Annotated in this window: 15 protein-coding genes and 1 pseudogene; 9 read left to right on the top strand and 7 right to left on the bottom strand. The window is 71.1% G+C overall.

From position 1 onward, the window contains the following. Window positions 1-45: 45 nt before the first annotated feature. Window positions 46-1,782 carry a beta-N-acetylhexosaminidase gene (locus IG78_RS0113020; RefSeq protein ID WP_078965449.1) on the bottom strand — a complete coding sequence of 579 codons (1,737 nt, stop codon included), beginning with the start codon at window positions 1,780-1,782 and terminating at the stop codon, window positions 46-48. A gap of 401 nt (window positions 1,783-2,183) precedes the next feature. Between IG78_RS0113020 and IG78_RS0113015 the strand changes: the two genes are divergently transcribed. The 6 genes and pseudogenes from IG78_RS0113015 to IG78_RS45690 all read left to right on the top strand — a co-directional run. Beyond that, window positions 2,184-2,768, top strand: a complete 585-nt coding sequence (locus tag IG78_RS0113015) for a 2-oxo-4-hydroxy-4-carboxy-5-ureidoimidazoline decarboxylase (protein WP_078965458.1) — start codon at window positions 2,184-2,186, stop codon at window positions 2,766-2,768. A gap of 148 nt (window positions 2,769-2,916) precedes the next feature. After that, on the top strand, window positions 2,917-3,297 hold the full coding sequence (gene sdhC, locus IG78_RS0113010; RefSeq protein ID WP_078965447.1) for a succinate dehydrogenase, cytochrome b556 subunit: 381 nt from the start codon (window positions 2,917-2,919) through the stop codon (window positions 3,295-3,297). A gap of 8 nt (window positions 3,298-3,305) precedes the next feature. Continuing rightward, window positions 3,306-3,800 carry a succinate dehydrogenase hydrophobic membrane anchor subunit gene (locus tag IG78_RS0113005; RefSeq protein WP_030562433.1) on the top strand — a complete coding sequence of 165 codons (495 nt, stop codon included), beginning with the start codon at window positions 3,306-3,308 and terminating at the stop codon, window positions 3,798-3,800. A gap of 25 nt (window positions 3,801-3,825) precedes the next feature. Beyond that, window positions 3,826-5,580: a succinate dehydrogenase flavoprotein subunit gene (gene sdhA / locus IG78_RS0113000; RefSeq protein ID WP_030562432.1), complete on the top strand. Its 1,755-nt coding sequence runs from the start codon at window positions 3,826-3,828 to the stop codon at window positions 5,578-5,580. After that, window positions 5,580-6,350 (top strand): succinate dehydrogenase iron-sulfur subunit, encoded by a 771-nt coding sequence (locus tag IG78_RS0112995; protein ID WP_030562427.1) that lies wholly within the window; start codon window positions 5,580-5,582, stop codon window positions 6,348-6,350. Before sdhA ends, IG78_RS0112995 begins: the two co-directional genes overlap by 1 nt. A 197-nt stretch (window positions 6,351-6,547) precedes the next feature. After that, window positions 6,548-6,769: pseudogene (locus IG78_RS45690) on the top strand (Uma2 family endonuclease); the annotation flags it as partial. Here the strand turns inward: IG78_RS45690 and narI are convergent. The 4 genes from narI to IG78_RS0112975 are packed head-to-tail and all read right to left on the bottom strand — an operon-like array spanning window position 6,766 to window position 13,515. After that, the gene (gene narI / locus IG78_RS0112990) at window positions 6,766-7,482 is read right to left on the bottom strand and encodes a respiratory nitrate reductase subunit gamma (RefSeq protein WP_030562421.1); all 717 of its coding nucleotides are present in this window, start codon (window positions 7,480-7,482) and stop codon (window positions 6,766-6,768) included. The pseudogene IG78_RS45690 and the gene narI overlap by 4 nt on opposite strands. Continuing rightward, window positions 7,482-8,069, bottom strand: a complete 588-nt coding sequence (gene narJ / locus IG78_RS0112985) for a nitrate reductase molybdenum cofactor assembly chaperone (protein WP_030562416.1) — start codon at window positions 8,067-8,069, stop codon at window positions 7,482-7,484. The genes narI and narJ overlap by 1 nt, the downstream gene beginning before the upstream one ends. Further along, a complete protein-coding gene (narH, locus tag IG78_RS0112980) occupies window positions 8,066-9,811 on the bottom strand; it encodes a nitrate reductase subunit beta (RefSeq protein ID WP_225882196.1) in 1,746 nt (581 codons plus the stop codon). The genes narJ and narH overlap by 4 nt, the downstream gene beginning before the upstream one ends. A gap of 2 nt (window positions 9,812-9,813) precedes the next feature. After that, entirely contained in the window at window positions 9,814-13,515 is a 3,702-nt protein-coding gene (locus IG78_RS0112975) for a nitrate reductase subunit alpha (RefSeq protein ID WP_107054893.1), read from the bottom strand. A gap of 118 nt (window positions 13,516-13,633) precedes the next feature. On the opposite strand from IG78_RS0112975, the gene IG78_RS0112970 reads away from it, so the two are divergent. Beyond that, entirely contained in the window at window positions 13,634-14,647 is a 1,014-nt protein-coding gene (locus IG78_RS0112970; protein ID WP_078965445.1) for a tellurite resistance/C4-dicarboxylate transporter family protein, read from the top strand. Window positions 14,648-14,668: 21 nt separating this feature from the next. On the opposite strand, the gene IG78_RS0112965 is transcribed toward IG78_RS0112970, so the two are convergent. Beyond that, window positions 14,669-15,004, bottom strand: coding sequence for a cupin domain-containing protein (locus tag IG78_RS0112965; RefSeq protein ID WP_030562409.1), 336 nt, complete (start codon window positions 15,002-15,004; stop codon window positions 14,669-14,671). A gap of 125 nt (window positions 15,005-15,129) precedes the next feature. Here IG78_RS0112965 and IG78_RS0112960 point away from each other — a divergent pair, with 125 nt between their 5' ends. Further along, window positions 15,130-15,546, top strand: coding sequence for a VOC family protein (locus IG78_RS0112960; protein WP_030562407.1), 417 nt, complete (start codon window positions 15,130-15,132; stop codon window positions 15,544-15,546). Window positions 15,547-15,770: 224 nt separating this feature from the next. On the opposite strand, the gene IG78_RS47980 is transcribed toward IG78_RS0112960, so the two are convergent. Continuing rightward, complete coding sequence (locus IG78_RS47980; protein WP_030562406.1) at window positions 15,771-16,196, bottom strand: hypothetical protein; 426 nt, start codon at window positions 16,194-16,196, stop codon at window positions 15,771-15,773. A gap of 280 nt (window positions 16,197-16,476) precedes the next feature. On the opposite strand from IG78_RS47980, the gene IG78_RS0112950 reads away from it, so the two are divergent. Further along, window positions 16,477-17,250 (top strand): response regulator transcription factor, encoded by a 774-nt coding sequence (locus IG78_RS0112950; protein WP_078965442.1) that lies wholly within the window; start codon window positions 16,477-16,479, stop codon window positions 17,248-17,250. Window positions 17,251-17,315: the final 65 nt, after the last annotated feature.

Here is a 17,315-nt window from a genome sequence, read left to right as displayed (position 1 = left end):
CGAACTTACCCGATTTCCCCTACTTCTCCCGCATCTCCCCGGGGGCTACCCCAGCCTGTCCGCGAGCCGCACGAACTCCTGCCACGAGCGGGTGGGCTCGCGCTCGTCCCACAGTTTCTGCGCCGTCGCCCGCAGCGGCATACGGATGCCGCGGGCCACCTCCTCCTGGGTCTGCGCTCCGGCGAGGTCGCACCACACGGCGAAGGTGCCGCCGAGTATCTGCCGGTCGTAGGAGGCGGGGACGGGCCCGGTGCCGCGCAGCACCCGGGGGGTCCACTGCTCGTAGATCCGCTGCCCGGTGGGGTACGTGAAGTCGTTGGGCTGGCCGAGGACGTAGTAGAGGTACTCGTCGTTGTAGTTGACGACCTTCCGTCCCTCGCGCAGGTACTCGACGGGTTCGCGGGCGCCGATCTCCTTGCCGGTCCAGTACGCGACCTCGACGCGGTCGTCGACGTCGGTGACGCCGCCGCGGAAGAACCCGTCGTTCCAGGCCCGCACCTCGCGGCCGGGCCCGATCGTCTTCGCGCGGTCGTCGAGCCACGCCGTGGCCAGGTCCTGTATGCGCGCGTCCGGGCCGAGGCGGTCGCGCGCGGCGGCGGCGAGCTGCGGGTAGGAGGCCTCCGGGTCGCTGCGCGTCAGCGCCTGGTACTCGTCGGCGCCCAGGTGCCAGTGCGCGCCGGGGAACAGTTCATCGTACTCGCGCAGCAGGTCGTCGACGATCTTCGCGGCCTTCGGCTCGGAGATGTCGACGGCGCCGGGCGTCGCCACGCCGCGGGTGTCGCGCAGTTGCAGGTCGGGGTGGGCGCCGATGACCGCGCCGAGGTGTCCGGGCGAGTCGATCTCGGGGACGACGGTGATGTGCCGGCTGGCGGCGAGGCCGACGATGCGGCGGACGCGGTCCTTGCTGAGGTGGTCGTCCGAGACGACCTCGGGGTGCGAGTCGGAGGCGATGCGGAAGGCCTGGTCGTCGGAGAAGTGCAGGCCTATCTCGTTGTACTTCAGATCGCCGAGCTCACGGATCCGATCCTCGATCCATTCGGCGGAGAAGTGCTTGCGGGCAATGTCGATCATGAAGCCGCGGCGCGGTTTGGCGGGCTCGTCCCGTACGACGCCCTCCGGGGCGGTGCGGCCGTCGGCGACCTCCTGCTTGAGGGTGCGGGTGCCGTAGAAGACACCGGCGTCGGTGGGCGCGGCTATGCGTACGGTGCGGTCCTTGACGGTGAGGGTGTACGACTCGCGGTCCGCGCCGTCCTTGGCCGCCAGGTCCAGGTGGACGTCGCCCGCGCGCGGCGCGGTCTCGCCCGCGTACCGCAGGCGCAGCTCACCGGCGAGCAGCCGGGCCTCGTCCGCGAGCCGCCCGTCCCCCACGACCACGCGCCCTTTCTCCGGGGGGCGCCAGCCCGGTCCCCTGGCGGGGGTGTGGTCGCGTACGGCGGGCAGCGTGGCGGGGGTCTCGGAGAGGGCGTACGACTTGCTGGGCGTGGGCGTGGGCGTGGGAGTCGGGGTCGGGGTCGGGGTGGGCGTGGGCTTCGGTGCGGGTTCGCGCGCGGCGCCCGTGCGCTCGCTGTGTCCCGCCCCGCCGGAGCGGTCGTCCTCCGTGGGCCACAGGAGTGCCGTCAGCACGACGGCGCCGGTGACGGCGAGGGCCCCGGCGGCTGTCGCGGCGCGGCGGCGGTTCGGCGGGCGCTCGCCCGCACCCGGGCGGGAGGACTCCGGTCCACCGGACCCGGAGCCGTCCTGTCCTGCGGCCCGCCCGCCGGAGCGTTTCCCTAGGCCGCGCATGCGGGCCACCCTCGTACGGGCCACCCTCGTCCGGGCCACCCTCGTCCGGGCCACCCTCGTCCGGATGCCCCGGCGGCGGCCGGGACGGCTCCGGGCCCTGCCCCCAGAACGGCAGCGGCGGCGGGGGCCGCGACGACAGCGGCACCCGCGGTGGACAACGGCTCCTCGACCATCTCCATGTCTCCACGCTAAGCCTCGGCGGCGAGCCTGCGCGCGTCCACCTGATGCCGCCAAACTCTTCCCTTCGGATGAATTCCTGGTGCCGGGCGGTCACCCCGGTGCCCACCCCGCTAGCGTTGCCCCAGTTCCGATACCCGCCGCATCCGCCGCTCTGCGCCGAGGAGCCACCCCTGCTGCCGCCGCACCGCGCCGTACCGGACGTCAAGGACGCTCTGCACGTCATGAACACGACGTCGGCTGAGGACGCCGAGCGCGCCCTCATGACCTGCTGCGCGAGCCGTCACTGGGCGCGCCGTCTCGCCGACCACCGGCCCTACCCCGATCTGGACGCCCTGCTCGCCGCCGCCGATGAGGCGTCCTACGACCTGGGCCAGGACGACCTCGGCGAGGCCCTGGCCGCCGAACCCCCGAAGGCGGCGCTTCCGGCGGGCGGTGCCCACGGCGCCGCGGCCACCGCGCTGCGCGCCGCCACCGCCGCGTACGAGAGCCGCTTCCGCCATGCCTTCGTGATCTGCCTGGACGACATCGCACCCAGCGAGGCCCTCGACCACGTCCTGGCCTCGCTCCGCGACCGCCTGGGCAACGACCCGGAGGAGGAGCGCGCCCTCGCGGCCGAGGAACTGCGGTGCCTCGCGAGGGGCCGCCTCGCCCGGCTGCTCCGGACGGCGCCGCCGCAGCCGACGCAGGCAGCGGTACAGGCAGCGGTACAGGCCGCGGCCCAGCCCGCGGTACAGCCCACGCCGGGCACAGGTACGCGGCGACCGGGCACCGACACATGGCGTAATAGCCCGTACGTACCAGTTTGATTGCTTGTTTGATCACAGTAGAGGACCCGGAGCGAGGTCACCGACAACTCGTCGATACGATGACGAGCGGCCGGTGGACCGTACCCGGCCGGGCTCGTCCGACCGAGAAGCCGGCCGGCCCCCATCCCCGCTCCCGGAGGGTTCTTCCGTGCCGGCTGGAACGCTGTACCGCGGCCGGGAAGGCATGTGGTCATGGGTGGCTCACCGAGTCACCGGTGTCCTCATCTTCTTCTTCCTGTTCGTGCATGTCCTCGACACCGCTCTCGTCCGCGTCTCCCCGGAGGCGTACGACGATGTCGTGGCTACCTACAAGACGCCGATCGTCGCGCTCCTCGAGTACGGCCTCGTCGCTGCCATCCTCTTCCACGCACTCAACGGCCTGCGCGTCATCGCCGTCGACTTCTGGTCGAAGGGTCCGCGCTACCAGAAGCAGATGCTCTGGACCGTCGTGGGCATCTGGGTCGTGCTGATGGTCGGCGCGCTGTACCCGGTCCTCGGCCACGCCGTCCGTGAAGTCTTCGGGAGCTGAGGCGAGACATGTCCACTGACACGACCGTAGAGAAGTCCGGCGGCAGCGGCATCGGCCCCGTCGAGGGTGCCTCGCTGTACGACGCCGACAACCCGGCCCCCCTCATCGAGGCCCCGCGCAAGCGCACCACGAAGACCCCGCGGGCCACCCGCGGCAACTTCGAGATGGCCGCATGGCTGTTCATGCGTCTTTCCGGCGTCGTCCTCGTCGTCCTGGTGATCACGCACCTGCTGATCCAGCTCGTCCTGGACGGCGGCGTCTCCAAGATCGGTTTCGCGTTCGTCGCGGGCCGCTGGGCGTCCCCGTTCTGGCAGGTCTGGGACCTGCTCATGCTGTGGCTCGCGATGCTGCACGGCGCGAACGGCCTGCGTACGGTCATCAACGACTACGCGGAGCGCCCGAACACGCGGCTGTGGCTGAAGGGCCTGCTGTACACCGCCACGGTGTTCACCATCCTGCTGGGCACGCTGGTGATCTTCACCTTCGACCCGAACATCCGCTAGGCACGGGGCTGAGGTAATCCACGTCATGAAGATCCACAAGTACGACACCGTCATCGTCGGCGCGGGCGGCGCCGGCATGCGCGCCGCCATCGAGGCGACGAAGCGCAGCCGCACCGCCGTGCTCACCAAGCTCTACCCCACGCGTTCCCACACGGGCGCCGCGCAGGGCGGCATGGCCGCCGCGCTCGCCAACGTGGAGGAGGACAACTGGGAGTGGCACACCTTCGACACGATCAAGGGCGGCGACTACCTGGTCGACCAGGACGCCGCCGAGATCCTGGCGAAGGAGGCCATCGACGCGGTCCTCGACCTGGAGAAGATGGGCCTGCCGTTCAACCGCACCCCGGACGGCACCATCGACCAGCGCCGCTTCGGCGGCCACTCCCGCAACCACGGCGAGGCGCCGGTGCGCCGCTCCTGCTACGCCGCGGACCGCACGGGCCACATGATCCTGCAGACCCTCTACCAGAACTGCGTCAAGGAGGGTGTGGAGTTCTTCAACGAGTTCTACGTCCTCGACCAGCTCATCGTGGAGGAGAACGGCGTCAAGAAGAGCGCGGGCGTCGTCGCCTACGAGCTCGCCACCGGTGAGATCCACGTCTTCCAGGCGAAGGCCGTGATCTACGCGTCCGGCGGCACCGGCAAGTTCTTCAAGGTGACGTCGAACGCGCACACCCTCACCGGTGACGGCCAGGCGGCCTGCTACCGGCGCGGGATCCCGCTGGAGGACATGGAGTTCTTCCAGTTCCACCCGACCGGCATCTGGCGCATGGGCATCCTGCTGACGGAGGGCGCCCGCGGTGAGGGCGGCATCCTGCGCAACAAGGACGGCGAGCGCTTCATGGAGAAGTACGCGCCGGTCATGAAGGACCTCGCGTCCCGTGACGTCGTGTCCCGCTCCATCTACACGGAGATCCGTGAGGGCCGCGGCTGCGGTCCCGAGGGCGACCACGTCTACCTCGACCTCACGCACCTGCCGCCGGAGCAGCTCGACGCCAAGCTCCCGGACATCACCGAGTTCGCGCGCACCTACCTCGGCATCGAGCCCTACACGGACCCGATCCCGATCCAGCCGACCGCGCACTACGCCATGGGCGGCATCCCGACGAACGTCGAGGGCGAGGTCCTCGCGGACAACACGACGGTCGTCCCTGGCCTGTACGCCGCGGGCGAGGTCGCCTGCGTCTCGGTCCACGGCGCCAACCGCCTCGGCACCAACTCGCTCCTGGACATCAACGTCTTCGGCCGCCGCGCGGGCATCGCGGCCGCGGAGTACTCGGCCAAGGCCGACTTCGTGGAGCTGCCGGAGAACCCGGCGGGCCTTGTGGCCTCCCTCGTCGAGCAGCTCCGCGACTCCCAGGGCACCGAGCGCGTCTCGGACATCCGCAGGGAGCTCCAGGAGACGATGGACGCCAACGTGATGGTGTTCCGTACGGAGCAGACCATCAAGACGGCCGTCGAGAAGATCGGCGAGCTGCGCGCGCGCTACAAGAACGTCTCGGTCCAGGACAAGGGCAAGCGGTTCAACACCGACCTCCTTGAGGCCATCGAGCTGGGCAACCTGCTCGACCTGGCCGAGGTCATGGCGGTGTCGGCCCTCGCCCGCAAGGAGTCCCGCGGCGGCCACTACCGCGAGGACTTCCCGAACCGCGACGACGTCAACTTCATGCGCCACACCATGGCGTACCGCGAGGTCGCCGACGACGGCAAGGACTCGATCCGCCTCGACTACAAGCCGGTCGTGCAGACCCGCTACCAGCCGATGGAGCGTAAGTACTGATGGCTACCCCGACCCTCGACAAGGAAGACGCCAAGCCCGAGGCGGGCTTCGCCGATACCCCGTACATCACCGTCACCTTCCGGATCCGCCGCTTCAACCCGGAGGTCTCGGCGGACGCGACCTGGGAAGACTTCCAGTTCGAGATCGATCCCAAGGAGCGCGTCCTCGACGGTCTCCACAAGATCAAGTGGGATCTGGACGGTTCGCTGACGTTCCGCCGCTCCTGCGCGCACGGCATCTGCGGCTCCGACGCCATGCGCATCAACGGCAAGAACCGCCTTGCCTGCAAGACCCTGATCAAGGACATCAACCCGGCCAAGCCGATCACGGTCGAGCCCATCAAGGGCCTCACGGTCCTGAAGGACCTGGTCGTGGACATGGACCCGTTCTTCCAGGCGTACCGGGACGTCATGCCCTTCCTGGTCACCACGGGCAACGAGCCGACCCGCGAGCGCCTGCAGTCCGCCGAGGACCGTGAGCGCTTCGACGACACGACGAAGTGCATCCTCTGCGCCGCCTGCACGTCCTCGTGCCCGGTGTTCTGGAACGACGGCCAGTACTTCGGTCCTGCCGCGATCGTCAACGCCCACCGCTTCATCTTCGACTCGCGCGACGAGGCCGGTGAGCAGCGCCTGGAGATCCTGAACGACAAGGACGGCGTGTGGCGCTGCCGCACCACGTTCAACTGCACGGACGCCTGCCCGCGCGGCATCGAGGTCACCAAGGCCATCCAGGAAGTCAAGCGCGCCCTGATCACGCGCCGCTTCTGAGCCTTCCGGCTCGGCCAGGGCGAGGGCCCCGCTTCCGGTTTCGCACCGGGAGCGGGGCCCTCACTCGTTCGAGCGCAATCCGCAGCGCCGGGCACGTTCGCGTGGTGTGGCTGCGGACGATGCCCTCAGCACCGGCGTTCATGAGAGGCACGGACGATGCGCACACCGCGGATGACACTGCTTGAAGAGACCGACTTGACCTCCGCGTCAAGGTCTCCGCCTATGCCGCAGCCGGGATTCCCGTCTACGTCATCGTCGACCGCAGGCACGGGAGCCTGCACGTTCTGACCGGGCCCACGCAGGACACGTACACAGAACATCAGGTGTACGTGCCCGGCCAGACGGCCCCTCTCCCCGACTCGATCGGCGCCAAAGTGTCCCTGGACGTAGCGGCCGTCCTGGAAGCAGGAGCGGACTAGGAGTCCACCCGCTCCCACCCCCGCCGCTCCTTCCGCGGGCCCGCCCCCCTGCTCCGGTACACCACATAAGGCCGGAACAGATACTGCACCGGCGCACTGAACATATGGATCAGGCGCGTGAACGGCACCAGGGCGAACAGGAGCAGGCCGATGACGGCGTGGATCTGGAAGGTGAGGGGGACGGCCTCCATCAGGGAGGCCTCGGGCTGGAGGGTGAAGAGGGAGCGGGACCAGGGGGCGATGGTCTCGCGGTAGTCGTAGCCCTTGCTGATCGTGGAGTTCGACAGCTTGGCCCACATGCCGAGGACGATGGCCGCGAGCAGCACCGCGTACATGAGCTTGTCGTTGCGGGTGGTGGCCCGGAAGACCGGGGTGTTGGTGCGGCGGCGGTAGACGAGCAGGGCGATGCCCGCGACCGCGAGGACGCCCGCCGCGGTGCCGCCGAAGAGGGAGAGCAGATGGTAGGCGTGCTCGTCCAGGCCCGCCCCGTCGGTCCAGGACTCCGGGATGAACAGGCCCATGAGGTGGCCGACCAGGACGAAGAGGATGCCGTAGTGGAAGGCGGGGGACGCGATGTTCAACAGGCGGGACTCGTAGATCTGGGACGAGCGGGTGGTCCAGCCGAACTTGTCGTAGCGGTAGCGCCAGACGGTGCCGGCGATGAGGAGGACCGCGGCCAGGTAGGGCAGCACGCCCCAGAGGAAGAGGTGCATCAGCGGCCTCCGTGCCCGGGCGCCCCGTAACCGGGCGGGAAGTCGATGCCGACGGTCTCGGTGCGCGGGCCCGTCCGTGCCAGCGCCCGTGCCTCCAGCCTGTCCTTCGGTGTCGGACCCGGCAGGGTCCCGCACACCGCTTCCAGGATCGCCGCGTACGGCGTGCCGTCGTCGGTGAGCGCCAGACGCAGGAGTTCCAGGCCCGCGCGGTGGGCGGCGAGGAGGTCCCGGTTGCCGGTGCGTGAGGTGAACTCCAGGACGGCCGGGAGGAAGTCCGGCAGTTCCTCGCCGGTCACCGACAGGCCGTAGGCGCGGTACGTCTCCTTGAAGGCGACGAGGGACGCGCCCCTGCGGCGGGTGTCGCCGTCCAGCCACCAGCTCAGGTACAGGCTGTGCCGGTTCTTGAAGTCGAAGACGCGGACGTAGTGCTCGGCGGCGGCGGTGGGCGACCAGTGTTCGAACTCGTCGAGGAACGGGTGCAGTTCGGGCACGGCCGCCCGCACCAGGGGCAGGCGTTCGCGGACCTCGGCGTCGGGGTAGCACAGACAGTGCGCGGCCCCTTGGTACAGCACGGCGGGTTCGGTCATCGTTCCTCCTCCTCGCCGGAGTTCTCGCCGGAGTTCTCACCGGAGCTCTCGCCGGAGTTCTCACCGTGGTTCTCACCGGAGCTCTCGCGGGAGTTCACGCCGGAGTCCACGACGGAGCCCACGGCGGGCATCTCGTCCGCCGTCTGGCGGCGCCGCGACGCGTGGAAGTTCTCGATCGTGACGAGCGGCAGCTCCCCGTACGTCCCCGAGTCGTCCCCGAACGGGCCAGGACCGGGCGGGACCATCCCAGGGCCGCCGGGCCCGTCGAGGCCGCAGCCCTCGGGCACCGCCGACTCCTCCAGGCGCCGGGCGTCACCGAGCGCCGCCGTCGGGATGACGTAGCGCTCGTCGTACTTGGCGAGGGCGAGAAGGCGGTACATGTCCTCGATGCCGTCGGGGGTCATGCCGACGCGGGCAGGAACGGCGGGGTCAGCGGCGTCGGCGAGGTTGACGGCCCGCATGTACGAGCGCATCGCCGCGAGCCGCTCAAGGGCGGCGCGCACGGGGCCGACCTCCCCCGCCGTGAACAGCTCCGCCAGGTACTCAAGGGGAATCCGCAGGGTGTCGATGGCGCCGAAGAGGTTGCCCGCGTCCTCGCCGTCGTGCCCGGTGCCCGCGAGGGCCTCCACGACGGGGGACAGTGGCGGTACGTACCAGACCATCGGCAGGGTGCGGTACTCCGGGTGCAGCGGGAGCGCCACCCGGTAGGTGCTGATCAGGGCATGCACGGGTGAGCGACGGGCCGCCTCGATCCAGTCGTGCGGGACGCCGTCGCGCTCGGCGGCCCGCCGCACCCCGGGGTCGGCCGGATCGAGGAAGATCCCCAACTGGGCCTCGTACAGGTCCTTTTCCTCGGGCACCGAGGCCGCCGCCGTCACCTTGTCCGCGTCGTACAGGACCACGCCGAGATATCGCAGCCGCCCCACGCACGTCTCGGAGCAGACCGTCGGCAGGCCCACCTCCAGACGGGGGTAGCAGAGCGTGCACTTCTCGGCCTTGCCGGTGCGGTGATTGAAGTAGACCTTCTTGTACGGGCAGCCCGTCACGCACTTGCGCCAGCCCCGGCACTGGTCCTGGTCGACGAGGACGATGCCGTCCTCGGAGCGCTTGTACATCGCCCCCGACGGGCAGGCCGCCACGCACGCCGGGTTCAGGCAGTGCTCGCAGATGCGCGGCAGATAGAACATGAAGGTCTGCTCGAAGGCCGCCTTGACCTGCACGGCGGCGCGTTCGGCGGTCTCCGTGGCCCGTTGCTCGGCCTGGGCGACCATCGGGTCGGCCGCGACGCTCTGTGGTCCACCGCCGAGGTTGTCGTCCCAGTTGGAGCTCCACTCGATCTTCATGGGCTTGCCGGAGATCAGGGAGCGGGGCTCGGCGACCGGGTAGTCGTCGCCGAGGGGGGCGTCGGTGAGGTTCTTGTACTCGTACGTCCAGGGCTCGTAGTAGTCCTTGATGCCGGGGAGCACCGGGTTGGAGAAGATCGTCGCGAGGGCGTGGAAGCGGCCGCCGGACTTCAGCTTGAGCGCGCCGCGCCGGTTCAGCTCCCAGCCGCCGCGCCACTTCTCCTGGTCCTCGTAGCGGCGGGGGTAGCCCTGCCCGGGGCGGGTCTCGACGTTGTTGAACCAGACGTATTCGACGCCGGAGCGGTTGGTCCAGGTCTGTTTGCAGGTGACCGAGCAGGTGTGGCAGCCGATGCACTTGTCGAGGTTCATGACCATCGCGATCTGAGCGAGGACCCGCATGGCTAGTACGTCACCTCCTGCTCGGTCCGGCGCCTGATGACCGTGACCTCGTCGCGCTGGTTGCCGGTGGGGCCCAGGTAGTTGAAGGCCCAGGAGAGCTGCGCGTAGCCGCCGATGAGGTGGCTCGGCTTGAGGAGGAGCCGGGTCAGGGAGTTGTGGATGCCGCCGCGGCGGCCGGTGGTCTCGGTCTTCGGGACGTTCACCGTGCGCTCCTGCGCGTGGTGCATATAGACGGTTCCGGCCGGCATGCGGTGCGAGACGACGGCGCGCGCGGCCACCACGCCGTTGCGGTTGACGGCCTCGATCCAGTCGTTGTCGCGTACGCCGATGGCCGTCGCGTCGTCCGGCGACATCCAGATCACCTGGCCGCCCCGGGACAGCGACAGCATGAAGAGGTTGTCCTGGTACTCGGAGTGGATGGACCACTTGTTGTGCGGGGTGAGGTAGCGGACCGTGACCTCCCGCTCCCCGTCGGCGCCGATGCGCGGCTCCCCGAACAGGCGGTGCATGTCGAGGGGCGGCCGGTACACGGGCAGGGCCTCGCCGAGTTCGTGGATCCAGTCGTGGTCGAGGAAGAAGTGCTGGCGCCCGGTGAGGGTGTGCCAGGGCTTGAGGTGCTCGGTGTTGAGCGTGAACGCGGTGTAGCGGCGGCCGCCGGACTCGCTGCCCGACCACTCCGGCGAGGTGATCACGGGGACGGGCGCGGCCTGTGTGTCGGCGTAGCTGACGCGCTTGCCCTCGTGCTCGGCGGCGAGGTGCGCCATCTCCTGCCCGGTGCGGGCCTCAAGGGTGTGGAAGCCCTGCGTGGCGAGGCGCCCGTTGGTGGTGCCCGACAGGGCGAGGATGGTGTTGGCGGCCTTCACGGCGGTGTCCAGGCGGGGTCGGCCCGCCGCGGGCCCGCCCCGGACCACGCCGTTGAGCGCGCCAAGGGCCGCCACCTCCTCGTCGGGGCGCAGCGCGATGCCCTTGGCGGGCAGGCCGAGCTGCTCCACCAGCGGGCCGAGGGCGGCGAACTTGGCGCCGATCGCGGTGTAGTCCCGTTCGACGACGGTGAGGGCGGGCATGGTCCTGCCCGGCACGGGTTCGCACTCGCCGCGCCGCCAGTCCAGGGCCACCCCGCCGGGCTGTGCGATCTCGCCGGGGGTGTCGTGCTGGAGGGCGGTCGCCACCAGGTCGCGGCGGGTGCCGAGGTGACCGGCGGCGAGCTCGCTGAACCGGTCGGCGATGGCGTGGAAGGCGTCGAAGTCGGTACGGGCCTGCCAGGGCGGGTCCACGGCCGGAGTGAAGGCGTGCACGAAGGGGTGCATATCGGTGGTCGACAGGTCGTGCTTCTCGTACCAGGTGGCGGCGGGCAGCGTGATGTCGGACAGGAGTGTCGAGGACGTCATGCGGAAGTCCAGGGACAGGAGCAGGTCGAGCTTTCCCTCCGGGGCCCGCTCGTGCCAGGTCACGTCCCGGGGGCGGGCCTCGGGCGGCGCCTCCTCGGCACGCAGCGAGGAGTGGGTGCCGAGGAGGTGTTTGGTGAAGTACTCGGCGCCCTTCGCCGACGAGCCGAGGAGATTGGCGCGCCACAGCGTGAGCACCCGCGGCCAGTTCTCCGGCGCGTCCGGGTCCTCACCGGCGAACCTCAGCTCGCCGGTGCGCAGTTGCCGGACGGCCGACCCCACCGGGTCCTCGCCTTCGCCCAGGTCCAGCGGATTGCGGTCGAACGTCGGATACGACGGCATCCAGCCCGCTCGGGTCGCCTGCGCCAGACAGTCCGCCGCGGCCATCCCCCTGAACCGTCCCTCGCCGAGCGGTGAGGCGAGCACGTCGGCGCCGAACCGGTCGTAGCGCCACTGGTCGGTGTGCAGGAACCAGTACGCGGCGCCGATCATCTGCCGGGGCGGCCGGGACCAGTCACCGGCGCCCGCGAGGGTGGCCCAGCCGGTGGCGGGGCGGCACTTCTCCTGGCCGACGTAGTGCGCCCAGCCGCCGCCGTTGCGGCCCTGGCAGCCGGTGAGCTGGAGCAGGGCGAGGAAGGTGCGGTAGATGGTCTCCGAGTGGAACCAGTGGTTGGTGCCCGCGCCCATGAGGATCATGCAGCGGCCGCGGGACTTCTCGGCGGTCGCGGCGAACTCCCGGGCGATGCGGGCGCACTGGGCGGCGGGGACGGATGTGTGCGCCTCCTGCCAGGCGGGGGTCCCCGGCTCGGAGGCGTCGTCGTACGAGGACGGCCAGCCGCCCACCAGACCCTCGCGCCCGACGCCGTACTGCGCGAGCAGCAGATCGAAGACCGTGGTGACCAGCGGACTGCCGGGCCCTGCGAGCCGCACGGCGGGCACCCCGCGCCGCAGCACCTCGCCCCGCCCCTGCCCGTGCGCGCCGCCCTCGGTGTCGAAGCGGGGCAGGAGCACCTCCACCCCGCGCACGTCGTCCCCGTACAACGAGAGCCGAGGCCGCACATCGCCGAGGTCCAGATTCCACTTCCCCTTCCCGGACTCGGTCCAGCGGAAGCCGAGCGACCCGCCGGGAACGACGGGCTGCCCGCTGCTCTCGTCCAGGACGACGGTCTTCCACTCGGCGCCCTCGCCGTCATCGCCGAGGTCGGCGGCGCGCAGGAACTTCGCCGGTACGTACGCGCCGTCGCGCTCGGTCAGGGTGACGAGGAACGGCAGGTCGGTGAAGCGGCGTACGTAGTCGTCGAAGAACGGCACCCGTCGTTCGACGAAGCACTCGCGCAGGATCACATGCCCCATGGCGAGGGCGAGGGCGCCGTCGGTGCCGGGGTGCGGGTGCAGCCACTCGTCGGCGAACTTGGCGTTGTCGGCGTAGTCCGGGGCGACGACCACGACCTTCTGGCCCCGGTAGCGGGCCTCGGCCATCCAGTGCGCGTCGGGTGTCCGCGTGACCGGCACGTTCGAGCCCCACATCATCAGATACGCGGCGTCCCACCAGTCCCCCGACTCCGGCACGTCCGTCTGGTCGCCGAACACCTGCGGCGACGCGACCGGCAGGTCCGCGTACCAGTCGTAGAACGACAGCATGGGCGCGCCGATCAGTGACATGAAGCGGGCGCCCGCGGCGTGCGACACCATCGACATGGCGGGGATGGGAGAGAACCCCGCGACCCGGTCAGGGCCGTAGGTCTTGATGGTGTGCACATGCGCGGCCGCGATGATCTCCACGGCCTCGTCCCAGGTGGCCCGCGTGAGCCCGCCCTTGCCCCGCGCCTGCTGATAGGCGCGGCGCCGCTCGGGGTCGCCCTGGATGTCGGCCCAGGCGAGCACGGGGTCCTCGATGCGCGCCTTGGCCTCCCGGTACAGCTCCAGAAGCACGCCCCGGACGTAGGGGTGGCGGACCCGGGTCGGCGAGTAGGTGTACCAGGAGAAGGCGGCGCCGCGGGGGCAGCCGCGGGGTTCGTACTCGGGGCGGTCGGGGCCCGTGGAGGGGTAGTCGGTGGCCTGTGTCTCCCAGGTGATGACGCCGTCCTTGACGTACACCTTCCAGCGGCAGGAGCCGGTGCAGTTCACGCCGTGCGTGGAGTGCACGACCTTGTCGTGGCTCCACCGGTCCCGGTAGAAGACGTCCCCCTCCCGCCCGCCCTCGATCCTGAGACTGTGCAGATCGGGCGCGGCCTCGCCCCGGCGCAGGAAGCGGCCGGTCCGCAGGAGCAGGGCGCCGGGTTCGGCGGGAGCTTGCACACGGTCCGTCACATGGTCCATCCCATGCGCGGGCGCACGGGCCCGCAGCCTGGCCTAGGCCGAGTGGTGGCCTCCGGGACGGGGTTACGTGGCCGACCTGGCCGAAGCCGAGTGGTGGCCTCCGGGACGGCGGGGTCTTATGGCCTGTGTGAGGCAGACGTGGCGTGACGAGGTGACTCCTGCCGCCGGGGCCTGTGTGATGGCCACCGGCATCATCTCCGTGGGCCTGTACCTGACGGGGCACGACGTCCTGTCGGAGATCTTCCTGGCCGTGGCCTGTGTGCTGTGGCTGGTACTCGCCGCGGACTTCGTCGACCTCCTGGTACGCGACCGCTCCCGCTGGACGGCGGCGGCCGTCACCCCGCCCGCGCTCACCGCGGTGGCGGCGACCACCGTGGTCGGCACCCGCTTCTCCCTCCTCGGCTGGCCCGGACTCGCCATCGCCCTGCTTGTCGTCTCCGTGCTCGTGTGGCCGGTCCTGCTGCTCGCGGTCATCCGGCACTGGCTGCGGCACGGCATGCCGGGCGGGGTGTTCCTGGTGTGCGTAGCGACGCAGGGCCTGTCCGTACTCGCCGCCACCCTGTCCCTCGCGGGCGAGGGCGACTGGCTCGGCGACGCGGCCCTTGCCTGCTTCGCGCTCGGTCTTGTCCTGTACGCCGACGCGTTGCTGCGCTTCGACTTCCGGCAGGTGTGGACGGGGGCCGGGGACCAGTGGGTGGCGGGCGGCGCCCTGGCCATCTCCGCCCTGGCCGCCTCCAAGCTGACCGCGTCCCCCCTGTGGACGGGGGCGGGCCACACCTTCCTGCGCAACCTCACCTACGTCCTGCTCGCCCTCGCGCTCGCCTGGTACGCCGTCCTCGCCGCCGCCGAGGCGGCCCGGCCGCGGCCCTACTACGACGTCCGGCGGTGGGCCACCGTGTTCCCCCTCGGCATGACGGCCGCCGCCGCGCTGTCCACCGGCCTGACGACCGATGTGCCGTGGCTGCGGACGCTGGGGCGGGTGCTGTTGTGGGTGGCCGTGGGGGTGTGGGGGCTGGTGTGGGTGGGGTTCGCTTGGGCACGGGCGGGCGGGCCTCGCGGTGCGGGGCGTGTGCCGGGGCGGCAAGGCTCCAGCCCGTCCGGCGTTTGCGGGCGAGGCGCGGAGCGCCGATGACGGGGCGCCCCGCGAAGGCGCTCAAGCCGTCGCCGTCACCGCCGTCAGAAGCACCACCGAGTCCTCCACGGCAAGCAGACCGTGACGTTCCTTGGGCACCTCCCACAGCTCCCCCGCCGCAAGAAGATGATCACTACCGTCCACGGTGGTCACCCGCACCTTCCCCCGCAGGACCTGCAGACTCGCCGCAGGCGGCGTGACGTGCTCGTCGAGCGCGGACCCCGAGGTCAGCGCGATGACACTCTGCCGCAGCGCCCCGTCGTGGACGACGAGACGCGCGCTGCGGCCGTGGTCGTCGGCGCGAGCCCCGTTCAGGTGCTCCTCGACGAGGGCGTTGAGATTCTGACTTTCGTGCATGACGAGTACTCCAGACATAGGCGGAACCGACGCGGAACCGGTCGAGTACCAGGCTTCCCGGCATGAAACGCGCCGTGCGGCAACGACGCGGCCGCGCAGCCCGATCCGACCCGTATTCTGACGTTATGTCAGACAATCTGCTGTCAGCCACATGTGATCTGCTCGGGTTCGACAACGCGCTGTTCCCCGTGGGTGACCTCGACGAGTCGGTCGACTTCTACGAGCGCGCCGGTTTTCCTGTCACCCACCGCCTGGACGAGGTCGGGCTCGCCATCCTGAAGGTGGGCCCCGAGACGCCCGGGGTGCTGCTGCGCGTGGAGGACGGCATCGGCCGCCGCCCGCCGCCGTGGCCCACGCCCCGGGTCTGGCTGGAGGTGCCGGACGCCCGCGCGAAGGCCCGGGCCCTGGCGGCCGCGGGCATCCCGGTCCTGGCCGAGCCGCACTCGGTGGTGACGGGCTGGACGGTGGAGATCGCCGACCCGTGGGGGAACGTCGTCGGCTTCACGGACTACTCCAAGCGCCCGGAGCTCGGCCGCGCCTGATGGTGTACCGGTGGGAGCCTGACGCACGGCAGCGTCCACGCAGCGGTGGCCGCCCCTGTGGAAGGGCGGCCACCGTTGTGCCGGTCGGCCCGCTCGCAGTCCCCTGGTCAGGGGGCCTGGGCGCGTGTGTCCCGGCAATAGGGCCGGGGGCGGGTGCAGCTCCGCCCGCCTGGCCAGGTCCGGCGCGCGGCATCGGGTGACGCGCGCGTCAGGTCACCGCGTTCTCATCCCGCCACCGACCGCCCCGGCCGGTTCAAGGTCGTACGGCGGACCTCACGGCCGGTGCGGACCCGGGCCTCACGCCCGGTACGGGCGTCGTGGGCCGCCCGCCGTCCGACGTCCACGGGCCCGGACGGGGGTTCCGGGTCGCAGGCGTCGGCGGCGGGCGGAGTCTTGGTGGTTCCGGGCGCCGGAGTCGGGGCTGCCGGTGGCCGTGGGGTGCCGAGGGCCGCCGCGACCAGGGCCTCAAGTTCCTCCGGGGACGGTGGTTCCGCCGGTCCGGGTGCGACGGCGGGACGGAGCGAGCGGCGCTCGGGCGGGGCCGGGAAGCACCGGCCCGCCCGCCGGGCGCGGGGGACGAGGCCGCTCAGGCGTGCCAGGGCGGCGGCGAACAGCCGATGCCGCCGACTCCCCCCGTCCCTTTCCGTCATGCCGTCGCTCCTCAGCCATCAGCCGTCAGCCGTCAGTCGCCGGACACGGACGCCGGATCAGCATCCAGGTCCGTCCACGCACAGGTCCAGATCCAGGTCCACGCACAGGTCCACGCACAGGTCCAGACCCGGAACCCTCCACCGACAGAGGCGGTCGATACGGGTCTCAGGCCCCAGCATCGAGGCCCCGTACCGCCAACGGCATCTCCCGGCCGTGATTCTCAAGGAACTCCAAAGTGCGGCCGCGCACTTCGCGGGCGGCGGTACGGATACTGGGGTCATGAACCACGCCGAAGGTCACCCGGGCGCACCGGGGGGAAGAGCAGCGGGAACACCGGCCGCGGGGGCCGGTGCCGCCGGGCGCGACGACGGCCGGGGGCGCGCGACCGTCCTGGTGGTCGAGGACGAGCCGAGCATCGCCGACGTCCTCGCCATCGCCCTGCGCTACCACCACTTCGACGTGATGACCGCGGGCACGGTCCGCGAGGCGCTCGCGACGACCGCGCGGACCCGGCCCGACTGCGCCCTGCTCGACGTGATGCTGCCGGACGGCGACGGGCGGGCCCTCGGCCAGGAGTTGCGGACCCGGATGCCCGATCTCGCCCTGGTCTTCCTCACCGCGCGGGACGCGCCCGCCGAGGTGGTGGGCGCCCTCGGCTTCGGCGACGACTACATCACCAAGCCGTTCAACATCGACGAGGTCGTCGCCCGCATCGGCGCGGTCCTTCGCCGGGTACGCCCGCACGACGTGCTGCCGCAGCGCCCGCCGCTGCGCTACGGCGATCTGGAGCTCGACGAGACGACGTACGTGGTGCGGCGCGAGGGCGGCACGGTGCAGTTGACCCCGACCGAGTACGCGCTGCTCCGCTTCTTGGTCCGCAACGGCGGCCGGGTCGTTCCCAAAGAGCAACTCCTGCGCCATGTGTGGAACATCGAGCACAGCGCGGAGTCGACGGTCGTGGAGACCTACATCAGCTATCTGCGGCGCAAGCTCGACCAGGTGGGGCCGCCGCTGATCACGACGCGGCGCGGCGTCGGATACGGGCTGGCGTGACCCCCCGTGGCACCGGCCGGGTACGGTCCACGACCAAGCCCCGCAGCACCGGCCGGGTCCGGCGA

Source organism: Streptomyces aureocirculatus, from assembly GCF_000720475.1.
GTDB lineage: Bacteria > Actinomycetota > Actinomycetes > Streptomycetales > Streptomycetaceae > Streptomyces > Streptomyces aureocirculatus.
This window is presented reverse-complemented; position numbering and strand designations above follow the sequence as displayed.

Coding starts and splice junctions, on each gene's coding strand:
- IG78_RS0113020 (WP_078965449.1), bottom strand. CDS start 1,782: ATGCGCGGCCTAGGGAAACGCTCCGGCGGGCGGGCCGCAGGACAGGAC.
- IG78_RS0113015 (WP_078965458.1), top strand. CDS start 2,184: ATGAACACGACGTCGGCTGAGGACGCCGAGCGCGCCCTCATGACCTGC.
- IG78_RS0113005 (WP_030562433.1), top strand. CDS start 3,306: ATGTCCACTGACACGACCGTAGAGAAGTCCGGCGGCAGCGGCATCGGC.
- sdhA (WP_030562432.1), top strand. CDS start 3,826: ATGAAGATCCACAAGTACGACACCGTCATCGTCGGCGCGGGCGGCGCC.
- IG78_RS0112995 (WP_030562427.1), top strand. CDS start 5,580: ATGGCTACCCCGACCCTCGACAAGGAAGACGCCAAGCCCGAGGCGGGC.
- narI (WP_030562421.1), bottom strand. CDS start 7,482: ATGCACCTCTTCCTCTGGGGCGTGCTGCCCTACCTGGCCGCGGTCCTC.
- narJ (WP_030562416.1), bottom strand. CDS start 8,069: ATGACCGAACCCGCCGTGCTGTACCAAGGGGCCGCGCACTGTCTGTGC.
- narH (WP_225882196.1), bottom strand. CDS start 9,811: ATGCGGGTCCTCGCTCAGATCGCGATGGTCATGAACCTCGACAAGTGC.
- IG78_RS0112975 (WP_107054893.1), bottom strand. CDS start 13,515: ATGGACCATGTGACGGACCGTGTGCAAGCTCCCGCCGAACCCGGCGCC.
- IG78_RS0112970 (WP_078965445.1), top strand. CDS start 13,634: ATGGCCTGTGTGAGGCAGACGTGGCGTGACGAGGTGACTCCTGCCGCC.
- IG78_RS0112965 (WP_030562409.1), bottom strand. CDS start 15,004: ATGCACGAAAGTCAGAATCTCAACGCCCTCGTCGAGGAGCACCTGAAC.
- IG78_RS0112960 (WP_030562407.1), top strand. CDS start 15,130: ATGTCAGACAATCTGCTGTCAGCCACATGTGATCTGCTCGGGTTCGAC.
- IG78_RS47980 (WP_030562406.1), bottom strand. CDS start 16,196: ATGACGGAAAGGGACGGGGGGAGTCGGCGGCATCGGCTGTTCGCCGCC.
- IG78_RS0112950 (WP_078965442.1), top strand. CDS start 16,477: ATGAACCACGCCGAAGGTCACCCGGGCGCACCGGGGGGAAGAGCAGCG.